Origin of the sequence: Streptomyces sp. MNU76 (assembly GCF_020982545.1) — a bacterium.
GTDB lineage: Bacteria > Actinomycetota > Actinomycetes > Streptomycetales > Streptomycetaceae > Streptomyces.
In genome coordinates this window covers 104,052-120,663 of record NZ_JAJKLK010000009.1, presented here as the reverse complement: position 1 = coordinate 120,663, position 16,612 = coordinate 104,052, and the positions used below count along the sequence as shown (strand labels likewise).

At 70.4% G+C, this 16,612-nt stretch carries 14 protein-coding genes, 3 tRNA genes and 1 pseudogene; 8 read left to right on the top strand and 10 right to left on the bottom strand.

The window, feature by feature from the left end; all coding sequences use genetic code 11:
- Nucleotides 1–90: 90 nt before the first annotated feature.
- Nucleotides 91–1,614, top strand: coding sequence for a N,N-dimethylformamidase beta subunit family domain-containing protein (locus tag E4N62_RS22915; RefSeq protein WP_230217229.1), 1,524 nt, complete (start codon nucleotides 91–93; stop codon nucleotides 1,612–1,614).
- A gap of 120 nt (nucleotides 1,615–1,734) precedes the next feature.
- Nucleotides 1,735–2,634, top strand: coding sequence for a phosphoribosylaminoimidazolesuccinocarboxamide synthase (locus E4N62_RS22910; RefSeq protein WP_230217227.1), 900 nt, complete (start codon nucleotides 1,735–1,737; stop codon nucleotides 2,632–2,634).
- A gap of 156 nt (nucleotides 2,635–2,790) precedes the next feature.
- Here the strand turns inward: E4N62_RS22910 and E4N62_RS22905 are convergent.
- The 8 genes and pseudogenes from E4N62_RS22905 to E4N62_RS22870 form a co-directional block, all read right to left on the bottom strand.
- Nucleotides 2,791–2,863: transfer RNA gene (locus tag E4N62_RS22905), tRNA-Gly, on the bottom strand.
- Between the two features lie 23 nt (nucleotides 2,864–2,886).
- Nucleotides 2,887–3,519: a response regulator transcription factor gene (locus E4N62_RS22900; RefSeq protein ID WP_230217225.1), complete on the bottom strand. Its 633-nt coding sequence runs from the start codon at nucleotides 3,517–3,519 to the stop codon at nucleotides 2,887–2,889.
- Nucleotides 3,516–4,907 (bottom strand): sensor histidine kinase, encoded by a 1,392-nt coding sequence (locus tag E4N62_RS22895; protein ID WP_230217223.1) that lies wholly within the window; start codon nucleotides 4,905–4,907, stop codon nucleotides 3,516–3,518. Before E4N62_RS22895 ends, E4N62_RS22900 begins: the two co-directional genes overlap by 4 nt.
- Nucleotides 4,908–4,920: 13 nt before the next feature.
- The gene (locus tag E4N62_RS22890; protein WP_230217221.1) at nucleotides 4,921–5,664 is read right to left on the bottom strand and encodes an ABC transporter permease; all 744 of its coding nucleotides are present in this window, start codon (nucleotides 5,662–5,664) and stop codon (nucleotides 4,921–4,923) included.
- 277 nt (nucleotides 5,665–5,941) lie between these two features.
- Nucleotides 5,942–6,895 (bottom strand): annotated as a pseudogene (locus E4N62_RS22885) (ABC transporter ATP-binding protein); the annotation flags it as partial.
- Between the two features lie 169 nt (nucleotides 6,896–7,064).
- Nucleotides 7,065–7,137, bottom strand: a tRNA-Gly gene (locus E4N62_RS22880).
- Nucleotides 7,138–7,215: 78 nt separating this feature from the next.
- A tRNA-Gly gene (locus E4N62_RS22875) sits at nucleotides 7,216–7,287 on the bottom strand.
- 158 nt (nucleotides 7,288–7,445) lie between these two features.
- On the bottom strand, nucleotides 7,446–7,763 hold the full coding sequence (locus tag E4N62_RS22870; protein WP_215456724.1) for an Lsr2 family protein: 318 nt from the start codon (nucleotides 7,761–7,763) through the stop codon (nucleotides 7,446–7,448).
- 353 nt (nucleotides 7,764–8,116) lie between these two features.
- On the opposite strand from E4N62_RS22870, the gene purS reads away from it, so the two are divergent.
- Genes purS through purL form a run of 3 tightly spaced genes read left to right on the top strand, consistent with a single transcriptional unit; the run spans nucleotide 8,117 to nucleotide 11,312 of the window.
- Nucleotides 8,117–8,380 carry a phosphoribosylformylglycinamidine synthase subunit PurS gene (gene purS, locus E4N62_RS22865; protein ID WP_033526749.1) on the top strand — a complete coding sequence of 88 codons (264 nt, stop codon included), beginning with the start codon at nucleotides 8,117–8,119 and terminating at the stop codon, nucleotides 8,378–8,380.
- The gene (gene purQ, locus E4N62_RS22860) at nucleotides 8,377–9,057 is read left to right on the top strand and encodes a phosphoribosylformylglycinamidine synthase subunit PurQ (RefSeq protein ID WP_184892151.1); all 681 of its coding nucleotides are present in this window, start codon (nucleotides 8,377–8,379) and stop codon (nucleotides 9,055–9,057) included. Before purS ends, purQ begins: the two co-directional genes overlap by 4 nt.
- A complete protein-coding gene (purL, locus tag E4N62_RS22855) occupies nucleotides 9,054–11,312 on the top strand; it encodes a phosphoribosylformylglycinamidine synthase subunit PurL (RefSeq protein ID WP_230217219.1) in 2,259 nt (752 codons plus the stop codon). The genes purQ and purL overlap by 4 nt, the downstream gene beginning before the upstream one ends.
- 108 nt (nucleotides 11,313–11,420) lie before the next feature.
- Here the strand turns inward: purL and E4N62_RS22850 are convergent, their stop codons facing one another.
- Nucleotides 11,421–11,981, bottom strand: coding sequence for a L,D-transpeptidase family protein (locus E4N62_RS22850; RefSeq protein ID WP_230217217.1), 561 nt, complete (start codon nucleotides 11,979–11,981; stop codon nucleotides 11,421–11,423).
- 64 nt (nucleotides 11,982–12,045) lie between these two features.
- The gene (locus E4N62_RS22845; RefSeq protein ID WP_230217215.1) at nucleotides 12,046–13,095 is read right to left on the bottom strand and encodes a helix-turn-helix transcriptional regulator; all 1,050 of its coding nucleotides are present in this window, start codon (nucleotides 13,093–13,095) and stop codon (nucleotides 12,046–12,048) included.
- Between E4N62_RS22845 and E4N62_RS22840 the strand changes: the two genes are divergently transcribed.
- The 3 genes from E4N62_RS22840 to purF all read left to right on the top strand — a co-directional run bounded on the left by E4N62_RS22840 (nucleotide 13,094) and on the right by purF (nucleotide 16,563).
- Complete coding sequence (locus E4N62_RS22840) at nucleotides 13,094–14,035, top strand: maleylpyruvate isomerase family mycothiol-dependent enzyme (RefSeq protein ID WP_230217213.1); 942 nt, start codon at nucleotides 13,094–13,096, stop codon at nucleotides 14,033–14,035. The two genes, E4N62_RS22845 and E4N62_RS22840, sit on opposite strands and share 2 nt — an antisense overlap.
- Before the next feature lie 98 nt (nucleotides 14,036–14,133).
- The gene (locus E4N62_RS22835) at nucleotides 14,134–14,952 is read left to right on the top strand and encodes an META domain-containing protein (RefSeq protein WP_230217509.1); all 819 of its coding nucleotides are present in this window, start codon (nucleotides 14,134–14,136) and stop codon (nucleotides 14,950–14,952) included.
- Between the two features lie 84 nt (nucleotides 14,953–15,036).
- Nucleotides 15,037–16,563, top strand: coding sequence for an amidophosphoribosyltransferase (gene purF, locus E4N62_RS22830; RefSeq protein ID WP_184892164.1), 1,527 nt, complete (start codon nucleotides 15,037–15,039; stop codon nucleotides 16,561–16,563).
- The last annotated feature ends 49 nt before the right edge of the window (nucleotides 16,564–16,612 follow it).

The following is a 16,612-nucleotide window of genomic DNA, read 5'->3' as shown; positions in this document are numbered from 1 at the left end:
GAGCGCGTGCGTAATGTGATGTGCTGGGACCGATCGCGTACATAGCAAGTGCTTGCGAAAGCTCACGGGGGACGAGGGAGGGGACCATTCATGGGCTCGGAGCACCACATCCGCCGTTGGGAGTCGGGCGCACTCGCCCACGCCGTGACGGACCCCTTCGGCCAGGGCCCCGTTCCCTGGCTACGGGGCAATGTGACGTACTTCGACGACACGGGCCAAGTCGTCCCCTGGTACGTGGAGCCGGGCCCGTCGGAGGCCGACGCCCCGGCCAAAGGCGGCCGCACCCGCGCGCCCGCCCGCGTCCCCGCTCCCCGTACCGCACCGGGCGGCCCCCGCTCCGCCGACGACGTGCGCCGCCAGATCAAGGGATTCACCGCGACCGGCGCCGCCGCCCCCGGTGAATCCATCGACTTCCACATCACGGTCGACCCGCCCCAGGAATTCGGCGTCGACATCTACCGCATCGGCCACTACAGCGGCGATGGCGCCGCGAAGATCACCACGAGCCCCCGCCTCTCCGGCATCGTCCAGCCCCCGCCCCTCACGGCCGACCGTACGGTCTCCTGCCATCACTGGTGGCTCTCCTGGCGGCTGCAGATCCCGAGCTACTGGAACACCGGCGCGTACGTGGCGGTGCTGACCACCGCCGACGGCTACCGCTCCCACGTGCCGTTCACCGTCCGCGACGACCGCCCGGCCGACCTGCTGCTCCTGCTCCCGGACATCACCTGGCAGGCGTACAACCTGTATCCGGAGGACGGGCATACGGGCGCCAGCCTCTACCACGCCTGGGACGAGGAAGGCCGGCTGCTCGGTGAGTCCGACGCCGCGACGACCGTCTCCTTCGACCGCCCGTACGCCGGCGCCGGCCTCCCCCTGCACGTCGGCCACGCCTACGACTTCATCCGCTGGGCCGAGCGCTACGGCTACGACCTGGCCTACGCCGACGCCCGCGACCTGCACTCCGGCCGCGTGGACCCGGCCCGCTACCGGGGCCTGGTGTTCCCGGGCCACGACGAGTACTGGTCGCCGCAGATGCGCCGCACCGCCGAACTCGCCCGGGACGGCGGCACCTCGCTCGTTTTCCTCTCCTCCAACACCATGTACTGGCAGGTGGAGCTGGGCCCGTCCCCGTCCGGGGCCCCCGACCGCCTCCTCACCTGCCGAAAACGCCGGGGTCCCGGCAAACCTGTACTGTGGCGCGAAATCGACCGCCCCGAGCAGCAGTTGATGGGCATCCAGTACGAGGGTCGGGTCCCCGAACCCCATCCCCTGGTCGTGCGCAACGCCGACCACTGGCTCTGGGACGCGACCGGCGCCCACGAGAACGACGAGCTGGAGGGCATGGTCGCCGGTGAGGCCGACCGCTACTTCCCGCGCACGCCGCTCCCCGAGCACCAGGGCCGCATCCTCCTCGCCCACTCCCCGTACCGGGACGCCGACGACGTCGTCCGCCACCAGGAGACCTCCCTCTACCGAGCCCCCTCCGGTGCCTGGGTCTTCGCGTCCGGGACGTTCGCGTGGTCCCCCGCCCTGGACCGACCGGGCCACGTCGACACCCGGGTCCAGCGAGCCACCGCGAACCTCCTGGACCGCATCTGCAAACGTGACTGAGTCCCGTACCGGGTGCACTGCCAGGTCCCGTGCCGACTCTCTGCGAGGCAACCCCGGGCAGGACCGGTCGCCCTCATACGGGAGAATCGAGCCACTTGGACATCACCACGGGGAGGAACCGTGTCCGGATTCGTAGAAAAGCCCGAGCCGATCCAGGTTCCGGGCCTGGTGCACCTGCACACCGGCAAGGTGCGCGAGCTGTACCAGAACGAGGCGGGCGACCTCGTGATGGTCGCCAGCGATCGAACGTCCGCGTTCGACTGGGTGCTGCCGACGGAGATCCCCGACAAGGGCCGGGTCCTGACGCGGCTGTCCCTCTGGTGGTTCGACCAGCTCGCCGACCTGGTCCCGAACCACGTCCTGAGCACCGAGCTCCCGCCGGGCGCCCCCGCCGACTGGGCGGGCCGCACCCTCATCTGCAAGTCGCTCACGATGGTCCCGGTCGAGGCCGTCGCCCGCGGCTATCTCACCGGCTCGGGTCTGGTGGAGTACAACGACTCCCGCACGGTCTGCGGTCTCGCCCTCCCCGAGGGCCTGGTCGACGGCTCGGAGCTGCCGGCGCCGATCTTCACCCCGGCCACCAAGGCCGCCGTCGGCGAGCACGACGAGAACGTGTCGTACGAGGAGGTCGCCCGCCAGGTCGGCGCCGAGACCGCCGCACAGCTGCGTCAGACGACGCTCGCCGTATACAGCCGGGCCCGCGACATCGCCCGTGACCGGGGGATCATCCTGGCCGACACCAAGTTCGAGTTCGGCTACGAGGGCGACTCCCTCGTCCTCGCCGACGAGGTGCTCACCCCGGACTCCTCCCGCTTCTGGCCGGCGGACCTCTGGGAGCCGGGCCGTGCCCAGCCGTCCTTCGACAAGCAGTTCGTCCGGGACTGGCTGACCTCGGAGGCCTCGGGCTGGGACCGCAAGAGCGAGCAGCCCCCGCCGCCGCTGCCGGAGGAGATCGTCGCCGCGACCCGAGCCAAGTACGTGGAAGCGTACGAGCGCCTGACGGGCACGAGCTGGAGCTAGGGTCCGTCGTTTGGATCACGCCGGCTTCGGGCGACGGCGACTGACAGCTGCCGGTGAGCCCCGCGGCCCAGGCGTGATCCAAACGACAGGCCCTAGCGCACAGCATGCCGGACACGAAGAAGACCCCGGTCCACTGGACCGGGGTCTTCTCTGCTGAGCGGACGACCAGGTTCGAACTGGCGACCTCAACCTTGGCAAGGTTGCGCTCTACCAACTGAGCTACGTCCGCGCTGCGCCGTGGCGCGAGGCCTACTATACCCAACCTCGCTCGCGGGCGAGCCGCACCGCCGCGTGCCGGTTCTCCACGCCGAGCTTGGAGACGGCCGACGACAGATAGTTCCGGACGGTCCCCTGGGACAGCGCGGCCCGGTCGGCGATCTCCGCGACGGGCGCACCGTCGGCGGCGAATTCGAGCACCTCGGCCTCCCGCGCGGTCAGCGGCGAGTCCCCGGAGGAGATCGCGTCGGCCGCCAACTCCGGGTCCACATAACGGTTCCCCGCGTGCACGGTCCGGATGATCTCCGCCAGCCGCTGCGCGCTGACGGTCTTGGGGACGAAACCGCGCACACCCGCTTCAAGCGCCCGCTTCAGATGACCCGGCCGGCCATGACCGGTCACGATCAGCACGCGGCAGTCCGGCAGTTCAGCCCGCAGCGATGTGGCGACCCTCACACCGTCCGCGCCCGGCATCTGCAGATCCAGCACCGCGACATCCGGTTCGTGGGCCCGCGCCATCGCCAACGCCTCCGGCCCGCTCGCCGCCTCCGCGACCACCACCAGGTCGTCCTCCAACCCCAGCAGCGCGGCCAGCGCCCCCCGGATCAGATGTTCGTCGTCGGCCAGCAGCAGCCGCACCCGCCGCCCCGCCTCCGCCACGTCGGTCATGAAGTGCTCTCCCGTACCGCAGCCGACCCGACGACGGCCCCCGCGCCCCGCGCCGCCGCTCCCGCTTCCTGCGCCTGCGCTTTCGCCGAGCCGGCAGTCTCCGCCGAATCCGTCGAGTACGCCGCCCCAGTAGCCCCAGTAGCCCCAGTAGTCCCAATGACCCCCGTAGCCCTCAGCGGCACCCGGGCCACCACCCGGAACGCCTCGCCGCCCACCGGACCCGCCTCCAGGGTCCCGTCGACGACCGCCAGCCGCTCCCGCAGCCCGGCGAGCCCCGATCCGGCGCCGGAAGTGGACCCCATCTCCTCCTGGCCGCCGCCCACCCGGATCCCGTCGTTCTCCACGGTCAGCACCACTTGCCCCTCTCCCACCCGCAGCGCCACGGCGCACTGACCGGCGTTCCCGTGCCGCAGCACGTTCGTCGTCGCCTCCCGCACCACCCAGGCGAGCGCGGACTGCACCTCGCCGGGCAGCCCGGCGGTGTCCGCCCCGTCGACCGAGCAGTCGATGCCGGCCGCCGCCAACACGCCCTGCGCACCGGAGAGTTCGACGCCGAGGTCGGCCTCCCGATACCCCCGTACGACCTCCCGCACCTCGCGCTGCGACTCATGGGCGATCCGCTGGACCTCGATCATCTGCTCGATGGCCTCGGGCCGTTCCCGGCGGGCCAGTTGGACGGCCAGCTCGCTCTTCAGGGCGATGACCGCGAGGTTGCGGCCTACCACGTCATGCAGATCGCGCCCGAAGCGGAGCCGCTCCTCGGCGACGGCGAGACGGGCGCGGGTGTCGCGGGCGTCGTCGAGTTCGTAGACCGCCCTGAGGAGCCAGACGGAGAAGACGCCGGTGAACGCGAAGAACGAGGTGCTGACCACCACCAGGACCGTCGCGGCCAGCGCCTCGCCCGCGTCCGAGCCCAGAGCGAGGGCCAGTGCTCCGGAGCCGCCGGCGAAGCCCGCGATCAGGTGGAGCACGCGCTTCCGCTCGCGGATGCCGAGCGTGATGAGGCCGATGCCGAACATCACCACCCCGGCGAACATCGAGCCCAGCACGGTGGCCGTGGCGTCGTCCTTCTCACGGTCGCCGAGAGCGAACGCGAGGCCACCGAGCACCACGCTGACCACGCCGAGGGCCCACATGAGCCGCAACGGCTGCTCGCGGGTGCCCCGCACCCAGTCGAGTGCGTGCGCCGCGGTCGCCGCGCCGAGTGCCGCGTGCACGCCGACCAGGACGAACAGCCAGCTCGACTGCGACAGCGGAGCCTTGCTCAGCAAAGGCAGTCCGAACGCGACGATCTCGAGCACCGCGAACGAGTGGAACGACCACCGCGTGTACGTCTCCACCTTGGCCGGTGTGCTCTTCGCCCGCCACCAGGCCCCCGGCCCCCGCATGGCTCAACTCCCCTCATCGGCGCGGTTCCCAGCGGAACCACCGCCGTACAGCAAACACCGCGAGCACGGTCCAGGCCAGTGCGGTGGCGACGGCGCCCAGGGCGTCGTACGCGGACAGGTCGCCGGTCCAGCCGCCGCGCACCAGCGTGATGACGGGGCTGAGCGGCAGCAGTTCGCAGACGGACGCCACACGGTCGGGCAGCACTTCGAGCGGCACGGTGATGCCCGACCCCAGCAGGGAGACGAACATCAGCGGCAGGCTGGTGACCTGGGCGCTCTCTGCGGTACGGCTGATGCTCGCGGTGACCGCCGCCAGCGCCACGCACATCACGACACCGAGCAGCACACCCAGGACGGCCAGGTGCGGCGCGGGCGGCGCTTTGAGGTCGAGCAGGACCGTGCAGCCGATCGCGAGGAGCAGGCACTGCACGAGGGCGATGCCGACGGCGGGCAGTGCGGCCCCGACCAGGATCTCCGGATCGCGCAGCTCACCGGTCCGCAGCCGCTTGAGGACGAGTTCCTCGCGGCGTACGACGTAGATGTTGGTGAGGGCGGTGTAGATCGCGAAGAGCAGCGAGAAGCCGACGGCGGCGGGGAGGATGACCATCCCGACGCTCAGGCCCGCCTCCGCCAGGTCCATCTGGTCGGTCGCCGACCGGACGCTGAGCGGCAGCAGGAGCGGGACGAACAGCGCCGAGATCAGCGTGGCCCGGCTGCGCCCCAGCAGCGTCAGCTCGGCTCGGGCGAGCGCGGTCATCCGGCTCCGCAGGGTCGTGGTCCCGGCGGTGACGACAGCCCCCGCACCCGTCGTGCCCGCGCCCGCACCGGTGGTGCCCGCGGTCGTGGCCTTGCCTGTGGTCGTGCTCATGCCCTCGTCCCGCCCTTGAGCGATCCCATGCCCGAAAGGAGCCCCGAGCCCGTACGCGATCCGGTTCCCGCCCCGGCGCCCGGACCCTCCCCTGTCCCTTGCCGGTCCCGGGCCCACCGCCGGACTCCGCATCCGCGCCCGCACCCGCACGCGCGGCCCCCGCCGCCTCCGCCGTCTCCCGCGCGATCCGCAGGAACGCCTCTTCCAGCGAGGCGGACCGCACCTCCAGCCGGCGCAGTTCGACCCGGGACCGCTCGGCCCACAGCAGCAGCCCGGTGGCCGCCCTCTGGAGTTCGTTCGTGCGCAGCACGACCACGCGATCGTGCTCCTCGTGCCCGGTGACACCGAGTTCGCCGAGCGGTGGCAGGTCGCCGAGGAAGTACCCGGTGGGCAGTTCGAAGGAGATGCGGGACGGCTGGGACGCGGTCACCTCGGCCGGGGTGCCGGTCGCGGCGACGACGCCCTCGTGGAGGATGGCGAGCCGGTCGGCCAGGTCCTCCGCCTCTTCCAGGTAGTGCGTGGTGAGCAGCACGGTCGTCCCCGCGTCGCGCAGCTCCCGCACCAGTTCCCAGGTGTCCTGGCGGCCCTCCGCGTCCAGTCCGGTGGTGGGCTCGTCCAGGAACAGGACCTCGGGGCGCCCGAGGAGCGCGAGCGCCAGGTCGAGGCGCCGCTTCTCACCCCCGGACAACTGCTTGACCCGTACGCCGGCCCGTCGCCCGAGCCCGACGATGTCCAGGGCCTCGCCGACCGGCCGCGCCCCGCTGGTGCAGCCGGCCCACATCCGTACCGTCTCCGCGACGGTCAGCTCCGAGGGGAAGCCGCCTTCCTGGAGCATCACGCCGATCCGGGGGCGCACGGCCGCGCGCTCCCCGTGGGGGTCGTGCCCGAGGACCCGCACCCGGCCGCCGGACGGCGGTGCGAGGCCCTCCAGCAGTTCGACCGTCGAGGTCTTCCCCGCGCCGTTGGTGCCGAGCAGCGCGAAGAGTTCTCCCCGGCCGACGGAGAAGGTGATCCCCCGTACGGCCTCGAAACCGCCCCCGTACACGCGCCGCAGGTCGGTGACCTCGATCACGTTCTCGTGATCGTGAGTGCTCACGTCCTCGTGCCCGTTCGTTTTCATGTCCCCAGCGTCCCGGCGGCACGGGACGGGAGGCAGTGCGCGGTGTCATCACTCGACATGACAAATGTCAGACGAGGAGATCAAGAACGATCGGAGGGGGAGATCGGGAACGGCGGTGGGCGAACACGAAGAAGACCCCGGTCCAGTGGACCGGGGTCTTGCTTTCCAGAGCGGACGACGAGGCTCGAACTCGCGACCTCAACCTTGGCAAGGTTGCGCTCTACCAACTGAGCTACGTCCGCATTGCCTCCGACCGGCTCCCACCGATCGGCGCGAAGACCACGTTACCTGATCCACTGGAGTGGTCGGTAAGCGATCAGAGCGGGTGACAGGAATTGCACACTGCGCCTTCCCCCTGGAAGGGGGATGTTCTACTACTGAACTACACCCGCGTGACTCCGGTGAGCCGGGCCTTTTGGCCTTGCCCCTCGGCGTGCTCCAGACTCTAGCTGATCCGCCGGGGGGCAACGCAAGTCGGTTGTCCCCGGGGTCCAAGTCGGCCGCCCCCGGGGCCCGCTGACGGGCCCTGAGGGCGGCCGACGCCGGGCGGCTACTGCGCCTCGGCGAACGCCTCGTAGACCTTCTTGGGGATCCGGCCGCGCGCGGGGACCTCCAGCTTGTTGGCCTGGGCCCAGGCGCGCACGGCCGCCGGGTCCGGGGCGACCTGGGTCTGCTTGTACGCCTTGCCCGACTTCGACCGCTTGCGGCCGGCCTCGACGTAGGGCGCGAGTGCCTTACGCAGTTTCTTGGCATTGGCTTCGTTCAGGTCGATCTCGTACGACTTGCCGTCGAGTCCGAAGGCGATCGTCTCCGCCGCTTCCGAGCCGTCGATGTCGTCGGAGAGAGTGACCACGACACGCTGCGCCACGAATATCGGTCCCTTCGTGCGACATCCCTCCGGTTGACGTGCCCTGACGTCAGGAAGATGTCGGCTGTCCGGCTGTTAATTGGGCAAAGTATCGGCTATTGCCAATTCATTTGTACAGTGCCCGGCATTGCAATGTGAACACAGACTTAATCCGCCCGCGTGTCCCTCGCGCAATAGGGTTCCGGGATCTTTCCCGGAAGTTTTCGTGAGGGTGATCGTCCGATGCCTGATCGTGACCGCCGTCACCGACAATCCCTGTAGTTTCCTACGAATCTACCCGCGTAGAAATTTTGTACGGGTAGTCTGAAGGCACCTGTAGGAACCTGCTCAGCACCACAACACCGGGAGTGCCAGTGGCACGCGTCGTAGTCGACGTCATGCTCAAGCCGGAGATCCTCGACCCCCAGGGCCAGGCGGTGCAGCGCGCGCTGCCGCGCCTCGGTTTCGAGGGCGTCTCCGACGTACGTCAGGGAAAGCGATTCGAACTGGAAGTTGACGGACCGGTGGACGACGCCGCGCTCGCCCGCATCCATGAACTGGCGGAATCCTTCCTCGCCAACACCGTGATCGAGGACTTCACCGTCAAGGTGGAGGAAGTCGCGGAGGTCGGAAAGTGACCGCACGTATTGGTGTCGTCACTTTTCCCGGCAGCCTCGACGACCGGGACACCCAGCGCGCGATCAGGCTCGCCGGTGCCGAACCCGTCGCTCTCTGGCACAAGGACAAGGACCTCCACCAGGTCGACGCCGTGGTGCTGTGCGGCGGGTTTTCCTACGGTGACTATCTGCGCGCCGGAGCCATCGCGCGCTTCTCGCCGGTGATGGAGACGCTCATCGAGCAGGCGAAGGCCGGACTGCCGGTCCTCGGCATCTGCAACGGCTTCCAGATCCTCACCGAGGCGCACCTCCTGCCGGGCACGATGCTGCGCAACGACCACCTGCACTTCATCTGCCGCGACCAGAAGCTGCGGGTGGAGAACGCCGAGACCGCCTGGACCACCGACTACACGGCCGGCCAGGAGATCCACATCCCGCTGAAGAACAACGACGGGCAGTACGTCGCCGACGCGTACACGCTCGACAAGCTGGAGGCGGAGGGCCGTGTCGCCTTCCGGTATCTCGACTTCAACCCCAACGGCTCCCAGCGGGACATCGCCGGCGTCACCAACGAGGCCGGGAACGTGGTGGGCCTCATGCCGCACCCGGAGCACGCCGTGGAGCCGCTGATCGGCACCGGCCGCACCGACGGCCTCCCCTTCTTCACCTCGATCCTCAAGAAGCTGGTCAACGTATGAGCCGGACGCCTCTGGACACGGTCGAGCACGCGGCCGCGACCCCCGACGTCGAGCTGCCCTGGGCCGAACTGGGCCTGAAGAAGGACGAGTACGAGCGCGTCGTCGAGATCCTCGGCCGCCGGCCCACCGGTGCCGAACTCGCCATGTACTCGGTCATGTGGTCCGAGCACTGCTCGTACAAGTCGTCGAAGGTGCACCTGCGCCAGTTCGGCGAGAAGGCGCCCCAGTCGGACGCCCTGCTCGTCGGCATCGGCGAGAACGCGGGTGTGGTCGACGTCGGCCAAGGCTACGCGGTCACCTTCAAGGTCGAGTCGCACAACCACCCCTCCTACGTCGAGCCCTACCAGGGCGCGGCCACGGGCGTCGGCGGCATCGTGCGCGACATCATCGCGATGGGCGCCCGCCCGGTCGCCGTCGTGGACCCCCTGCGCTTCGGCGCGGCGGACCACCCCGACACCAAGCGCGTCCTCCCGGGTGTCGTCGCCGGCATCGGCGGCTACGGCAACTGCCTGGGCCTGCCGAACATCGGCGGCGAGGTCGTCTTCGACGCCTGCTACCAGGGCAACCCGCTGGTCAACGCCGGTGCCATCGGCGTCATGCGGCACGAGGACATCCACCTCGCGAAGGCCTCCGGCGCCGGCAACAAGGTCATCCTCTACGGGGCCCGCACGGGCGGCGACGGCATCGGCGGCGCCTCGATCCTGGCGAGCGAGACCTTCGACGACGCCAAGCCGTCGAAGCGCCCCGCCGTCCAGGTCGGCGACCCCTTCCAGGAGAAGCTCCTCATCGAGTGCACCCTGGAGGCCTTCCGGGAGAAGCTGGTCGTCGGCATCCAGGACCTCGGCGCGGCGGGCCTGTCCTGCGCGACGAGCGAGCTGGCGTCCAACGGCTCCGGCGGCATGCGCGTCACCCTCGACAACGTGCCCCTGCGCGACTCGACCCTCTCGCCCGAGGAAATCCTCATGAGCGAGTCGCAGGAACGCATGTGCGCGGTCGTGGAGCCCGAGAAGGTCGACCGCTTCCTCGCGATCTGCGACAAGTGGGACGTCATCGCCACGGTCATCGGCGAGGTCACCGACGGCGACCGCCTGGAGATCTACTGGCACGGCGGCAAGATCGTCGACGTCGACCCGCGCACGGTCGCGCACGACGGCCCCGTCTACGAGCGCCCGTACGCCCGCCCGTCCTGGCAGGACGAGCTCCAGGCGGACGACGCGAACAAGCTGCCGCGTCCGGCGACGAGCGAGGAGCTGCGGGAGCAGGTCCTGAAGCTGGTGGCCTCCCCGAACCAGGCCTCCAAGTCCTGGATCACCAGCCAGTACGACCACTTCGTGCAGGGCAACACGGTCCTCGCCCAGCCCGAGGACTCCGGCATGATCCGCGTCGACGAGGAGAGCGGCCTCGGCGTCGCCATCGCGACCGACGGCAACGGCCGCTACGCCAAGCTGGACCCGTACCACGGTGCCCAGCTGGCCCTGGCGGAGGCGTACCGCAATGTCGCCACCACCGGCGCCAAGCCGCTGGCCGTCTCCGACTGCCTGAACTTCGGCTCGCCGGAGGACCCGGCGGTCATGTGGCAGTTCGCCGAGGCCGTACGCGGTCTGGCGGACGCCTGCCAGCAGCTGGGCACCCCGGTGACCGGCGGCAACGTCTCCCTCTACAACCAGACGGGCGAGGTGGCCATCCACCCCACCCCGGTCGTCGCGGTCCTGGGCGTCATCGACGACGTGGCCCGGCGCACGCCGGTCGCCTTCCAGGAGGAGGGCCAGCTGCTCTACCTGCTCGGCGACACCCGTGAGGAGTTCGGCGGCTCGGCCTGGTCCCAGGTCGTCCACGACCACCTCGGCGGACTGCCCCCGCAGGTCGACCTGGAGCGCGAGCGCCTGCTGGCCGAGATCCTGATCTCCGCCTCCCGTGACGGCATGATCGACTCCGCGCACGACCTCTCCGACGGCGGCCTGATCCAGGCGGTCGTGGAGTCGGCGCTGCTCGGCGGCAAGGGCGCGCGCCTGATCGTCCCGGACGGTCTGGACGCGTTCACCTTCCTCCTGTCGGAGTCGGCCGGGCGGGCCCTCGTGGCCGTCCCCCGCTCCGAGGAGGTCCGCTTCAACGACATGTGCGGCGCCCGGGGACTCCCGGTCACCCGCATCGGCGTCGTGGACGGTGACACGGTCGAGATCCAGGGCGAGTTCACCCTCACGCTGGACGAGCTGCGCACGGCCCACGAGGGCACGATCCCGGCGCTGCTGGCGTAGCCGCCGTCGAGGTCGTAGTCGTACCGCCGCTCGTACGGCGTGCGGCCGCCGCCCCAGGTATCCCTCGTGTGCCTGGAGCGGCGGTCTGGCGTCAGCGGTGGTGCCGGGTCAGCTGACGACGGTGAGCTGCGTCGGGAAGCCGACGCTCTTGGCCTTGTTGTAGACGGCCTTGATGTCCGCCGGCTTCAGCTTGATGCAGCCGGCCGACTTGTAGTCGTTGTCGCCGTCCCAGCGGGTGGCCTCCGTGTTGCCGGAACTCCCGTTCTGCTTCATCTCGCTGTGGATGAACAGCTCGGTGCGGGTGGTGGTGCCGTCGGAGCACTTCTTGTCCTCCAGGGCGAAGGCGTAGCCCTTGATGAGCGACCCGTTGTACGTGGTGTAGTACTTCTTGATCTTGTACTTGCCGTTCGGCAGCCACCCCACGTTCTTCTTGCAGCTGTCCGTGCCGTGTCCCGACCCGGCCCGCCAGTTGGCGATGGCCCGCTCCGGCTTCTCCGGCCGCCGCTCGATCAGGTAGAGCCGCGAGTCCGTGTTCTTGTACTTGTCGAACTTGAAGTAGTACGTGGACTTCTCCTGGGCGCCGCTCGGCGCTGCCTGGGCCGGCGTCAGCCCGCCGATGAACCCGCCGAGCGCGAGAACGCTGCCGGCGACGGCAACGCGCTTGGTCATACGCATGGTTGTCCCTCCCGTTTCTGGTCGGCGCGCCGTGTCTGTCCGCGCCGTGCTGATCCCCTCAGCACGCCTCAACGGTCCCAGCGGGCCCCGCCGCGGAGCCACGACTTTCGACGCGCCTCGAAACACGCTGCTCGCACCGGTCACGGCCCAGCAGAGCCGCTCCGGTCGGCGTGAGGGTATGCAGCACCTTGTTGGACCGGCGCAGACTGGTCACGAGGCCCGCGTCGCGCAACACGGTCGTGTGGTGGGTGGCCGTGGCGGGGGAGATGCCTAGGATGCGGGCGAGTTCGCAGGTGGTGGCGCCATGGGCGAGCGTCCGCAGCGCGGCGGCCCGGGTCCGGCCGAGCAGCGTGGCGAGGGAAGCGTCCGTGGGCCGCTCCGGCGCGGACGTCCGCTCGTGGAGGAGGGGGTAGGCCAGGGTCGGCGGCAACTCCGGGTCCGCCAGGGAGGTCGGGGTGCGCCAGCAGAAGTACGACGGCAGCAGTCGCAGCCCGCGCCCGCCGAGGTGCAGATCGCGGTCCTCGCAGTAGTCGACCTCCAGGACCGGCGGACGCCAACGGATCCCGGGTGCCATGCTGGAGAGCAGACCGTCGACCCCGCCGTCCAGGAACGCCCGGGTGCGCAGCGCGCGTTCGCTGTCCACGCGGGACCGCATGACGTCGTGGTGCGGGGCGATCACCGCGTCGTGGTAGGCGCGCAGCACGTCGGTGAACTCACGCAGCCGGTCCGGCTCCGCGAGCCCGGCGGTCCAGGCGGGTGCCCCCACGAGGCGGTGGAGCGTCCGGATCTCGTGCCGTATCCGCTCGCGCGGGGTGTCCAGGATCGCGGCGAGGCCCTGCTCGAAGCCTGCCCCGGCCTCCGGCGGGGTGACGAAGTCGGGAAAGTAGACCGCGCGCGGCAGCACGGGCATGAGCACCTTCCCCACGGCCCTGCCCAGCGCGGTGCCGGCCAGCCCGGCGCGCGCGTCACGGTGCCACTCCGCGTACGCCCAGCGCCCGGCCCTGCTCCGCAGACGGTGCAGGCTGGTGACGAGCTCCCAGAGCGGGTCCGGCCCCGTCGCGACCGTGACCCGCCCCAGGTCCTCCGGTCCGAAGTGAATGCGCAGCATGGTCGACGTCCCCCGTTCGTTCCGTGTGCACGACATTCACCTCGCAGTGGAGGATGCGGACATCGGTACGGGCAAACCGGCGCGACCGGCGGGCACAGGACCTCGACGCCCCCTCCTCGCCGGGCCGCCGCATACGCTCACCCCATGCCCCCGCCAGGAAACGCCCCGCGTCTACGACCCCGTCAAGACCCGCAAGGCCGTCCTGGCCCAGTTCGGGCACGTGCGGGAAGCCGTGGGCGGCCTCTCCGCGGAGCGGCTGGCGGCGCCGACCCGGCTCGGGGAGTGGACGGTCCGGGACCTGGCCGCGCACATCACCATGGCCGTGGAGAGCGTCCCCCGGGCCCTGGCGCGCCCCGAGCCCCCGAAGGCCGAGCTGAACCCCCTCGACTACGCCTCCGTGACCGCCGCCCATGCCGCCGCCATCGCCGAGGGCAGCCACGGTCTGGCCGAGACGAACCCGGACCTGGTCGCCCTCTACGCGGGCGTGGAGCAGCGGATCACCGAAGCCCTGGCCGCCACCCCGCCGGGCCGGATCATCGACACCCGGGCCGGCGGCATGCTGCTCGACGACTACCTGCTCACCCGCACCATCGAGCTCGTCGTCCACACCGACGACCTGAACGCGGCCGTCCCCGGCCTGGACGTCCCGTACGACCGGCACGCCCTCGCCACCTGTGTCCGGTTGCTCGCGGACACCCTCGCCGCGCGGGCGCCCGGCGGCTCGACGGAGGTGCGGATCCCGCCCTACGCCGTGGTGCAGTGCGTGGAGGGGCCCCGGCACACCCGGGGCACGCCGCCGAACGTCGTCGAGACCGATCCGCTGACCTGGATCCGGCTCGCGACCGGACGGGTGGAGTGGGCCGCCGCCCTGGACGCGGCCAAGGTCAGCGCGAGCGGCGAGCGGGCGGACCTGAGCGGGCTGCTGCCCTTGATGCGCTGAGGCCGCCGGACCCGGTGACCTGGGCCCGCCGGACCCATGACCTGGGCCCGCCGGACAACTGGGTGGAACCACCCACGCACCCCACCCGTCCCACCGCCATGGACAAGCGACTGACCCTCACCGCCCTGGCACTGCTCCCGCTCCCGCTGCTCGCGGCCTGCGGCACCGAGTCGGCCGACGACTCCGGCAGCGGCAACGTCGGCTCGGCCGCCACGAAGTCCGCGGTCACCGGAGTCCGCTGGAAGGTCGACAGCCTCACCGTCGGCGACAAGACGGAACAGGCCCCCGACGGCGCCTGGCTCAGGATCGCCGACAACGGCGAGGTCGACGGCAACTACGGCTGCAACACCTTCGGCACCACCGCCGCCTTCGAGGACGACGGCATCGACTTCGAGACCGCCCGGTCCACCGAGATGGCCTGCGGCGACGCCCCGATGAAGTTCGAGAAGAGCTTCGCCCGCACCCTCGACACGGAAAAGTTCACGGCCGAGACCACCGACGCCGGCAAGCTCATCCTCACCACGGGGGACGGCGACACCGTGAAGCTGACCGAGGAGAAGCCCGCGGAGCTGTACGGCACGAAGTGGCGGATCGATTCGCTGCTCGACCACGACGTGGCCACGTCCCTCCCCGAGGCCGCCCAGGGCAAGGCCTGGTTCACCCTCGACAAGAAGGCGGGCACCCTCAGCGGGAGCGTCGGCTGCAACGAGATCTCCGCGAAGGCCACGGTGAGCGAGGACGAGATCACCCTCGGCAATCCGCGGACCACCCGCAAGATGTGCTCCGACTCACTCATGGCCGCCGAAAGCAGCCTCCTGGAGCTCTTCAAGGGCACGGTGAAGTATCGGATCGATCACCGCAGTATCACGCTGACCAGCGAAAACAACGCGGGTGTCGGAGCCGTCGCCGACAAGTGACGTGCGAAGGCCCGCAGTCGGGGACCGGGGCGGGCGAGATCACCGGATTCGGACCGGTGCGCGATCTCGCCTACACTCGGTGGCGTGCCACGTGGTGACGGACGACTCAACCACGACCTTCTCCCCGGCGAGAAAGGCCCCCAGGACGCGTGTGGCGTCTTCGGTGTCTGGGCTCCGGGTGAAGAGGTCGCGAAGCTCACGTACTTCGGGCTCTACGCCCTCCAGCATCGGGGCCAGGAATCCGCGGGTATCGCGGTCAGCAACGGCTCCCAGATCCTCGTCTTCAAGGACATGGGCCTCGTTTCCCAGGTCTTCGACGAGACCTCGCTCGGTTCCCTCCAAGGTCACATCGCGGTCGGTCACGCCCGCTACTCGACCACCGGTGCCTCCGTGTGGGAGAACGCCCAGCCGACGTTCCGTGCCACCGCGCACGGCTCCATCGCGCTCGGCCACAACGGCAACCTGGTCAACACGGCGCAGCTCGCCGAGATGGTCGCCGACCTGCCCAAGCAGGAGGGCCGTACGCCGCGCGTCGCGGCCACCAACGACACCGACCTGCTCACCGCGCTCCTCGCGGCCCAGGTCGACGAGGACGGCAAGCCGCTGACCATCGAGGAGGCCGCCCACACGGTCCTCCCGCAGGTGCGCGGTGCCTTCTCCCTCGTCTTCATGGACGAGCACACCCTCTACGCCGCCCGTGACCCGCAGGGCATCCGCCCGCTGGTCCTCGGCCGGCTGGAGCGCGGCTGGGTGGTCGCCTCCGAGTCCGCCGCCCTCGACATCTGCGGCGCGGCGTACGTCCGCGAGATCGAGCCGGGCGAGTTCATCGCCATCGACGAGAACGGTCTGCGCAGCTCCCGATTCGCGGAAGCGAAGCCCAAGGGCTGTGTCTTCGAGTATGTGTACCTGGCCCGCCCGGACACCGACATCGCCGGCCGGAACGTGTACCTCTCCCGCGTGGAGATGGGCCGCAAGCTGGCCAAGGAAGCCCCGGTCGAGGCCGACCTGGTCATAGCGACCCCGGAGTCCGGCACCCCGGCCGCCATCGGCTACGCGGAGGCCTCGGGCATCCCGTTCGGTGCGGGTCTGGTGAAGAACGCGTACGTCGGACGTACGTTCATCCAGCCCTCCCAGACGATCCGCCAGCTCGGTATCCGGCTGAAGCTGAATCCGCTCAAGGAAGTCATCAAGGGCAAGCGCCTGGTGGTCGTCGACGACTCGATCGTCCGCGGCAACACCCAGCGCGCCCTGGTCCGGATGCTCCGCGAGGCGGGCGCGGCGGAGGTCCACATCCGGATCTCCTCGCCCCCGGTGAAGTGGCCCTGCTTCTTCGGCATCGACTTCGCCACCCGCGCCGAGCTCATCGCCAACGGCATGACGATCGACGAGATCGGCACATCCCTGGGCGCCGACTCCCTGGCCTACATCTCCATCGACGGCATGATCGAGGCGACCACCATCGCCAAGCCGAACCTCTGCCGGGCCTGCTTCGACGGCGAGTACCCGATGGAGCTGCCGGACCCCGAGCTGCTCGGCAAGCAGCTCCTGGAGACCGAGCTGGCGGCAGGTCCCGCCGCCACCGCCGCGGCCGACGCGATCCGTCGCCCGTAAGACTGCCCGTAGACGGCCGGTGACACCTGCTCGCCGGCCGCCGTACGAC

Excerpts from the sequence above, each read along its gene's own strand:
- E4N62_RS22895 (WP_230217223.1), bottom strand. The coding sequence starts at position 4,907 with ATGCGGGGGCCGGGGGCCTGGTGGCGGGCGAAGAGCACACCGGCCAAG.
- E4N62_RS22900 (WP_230217225.1), bottom strand. The coding sequence starts at position 3,519 with ATGACCGACGTGGCGGAGGCGGGGCGGCGGGTGCGGCTGCTGCTGGCC.
- E4N62_RS22890 (WP_230217221.1), bottom strand. The coding sequence starts at position 5,664 with ATGACCGCGCTCGCCCGAGCCGAGCTGACGCTGCTGGGGCGCAGCCGG.
- E4N62_RS22850 (WP_230217217.1), bottom strand. The coding sequence starts at position 11,981 with ATGACCAAGCGCGTTGCCGTCGCCGGCAGCGTTCTCGCGCTCGGCGGG.
- E4N62_RS22845 (WP_230217215.1), bottom strand. The coding sequence starts at position 13,095 with ATGCTGCGCATTCACTTCGGACCGGAGGACCTGGGGCGGGTCACGGTC.
- E4N62_RS22835 (WP_230217509.1), top strand. The coding sequence starts at position 14,134 with ATGGACAAGCGACTGACCCTCACCGCCCTGGCACTGCTCCCGCTCCCG.
- purL (WP_230217219.1), top strand. The coding sequence starts at position 9,054 with ATGAGCCGGACGCCTCTGGACACGGTCGAGCACGCGGCCGCGACCCCC.
- E4N62_RS22915 (WP_230217229.1), top strand. The coding sequence starts at position 91 with ATGGGCTCGGAGCACCACATCCGCCGTTGGGAGTCGGGCGCACTCGCC.
- E4N62_RS22840 (WP_230217213.1), top strand. The coding sequence starts at position 13,094 with ATGGTCGACGTCCCCCGTTCGTTCCGTGTGCACGACATTCACCTCGCA.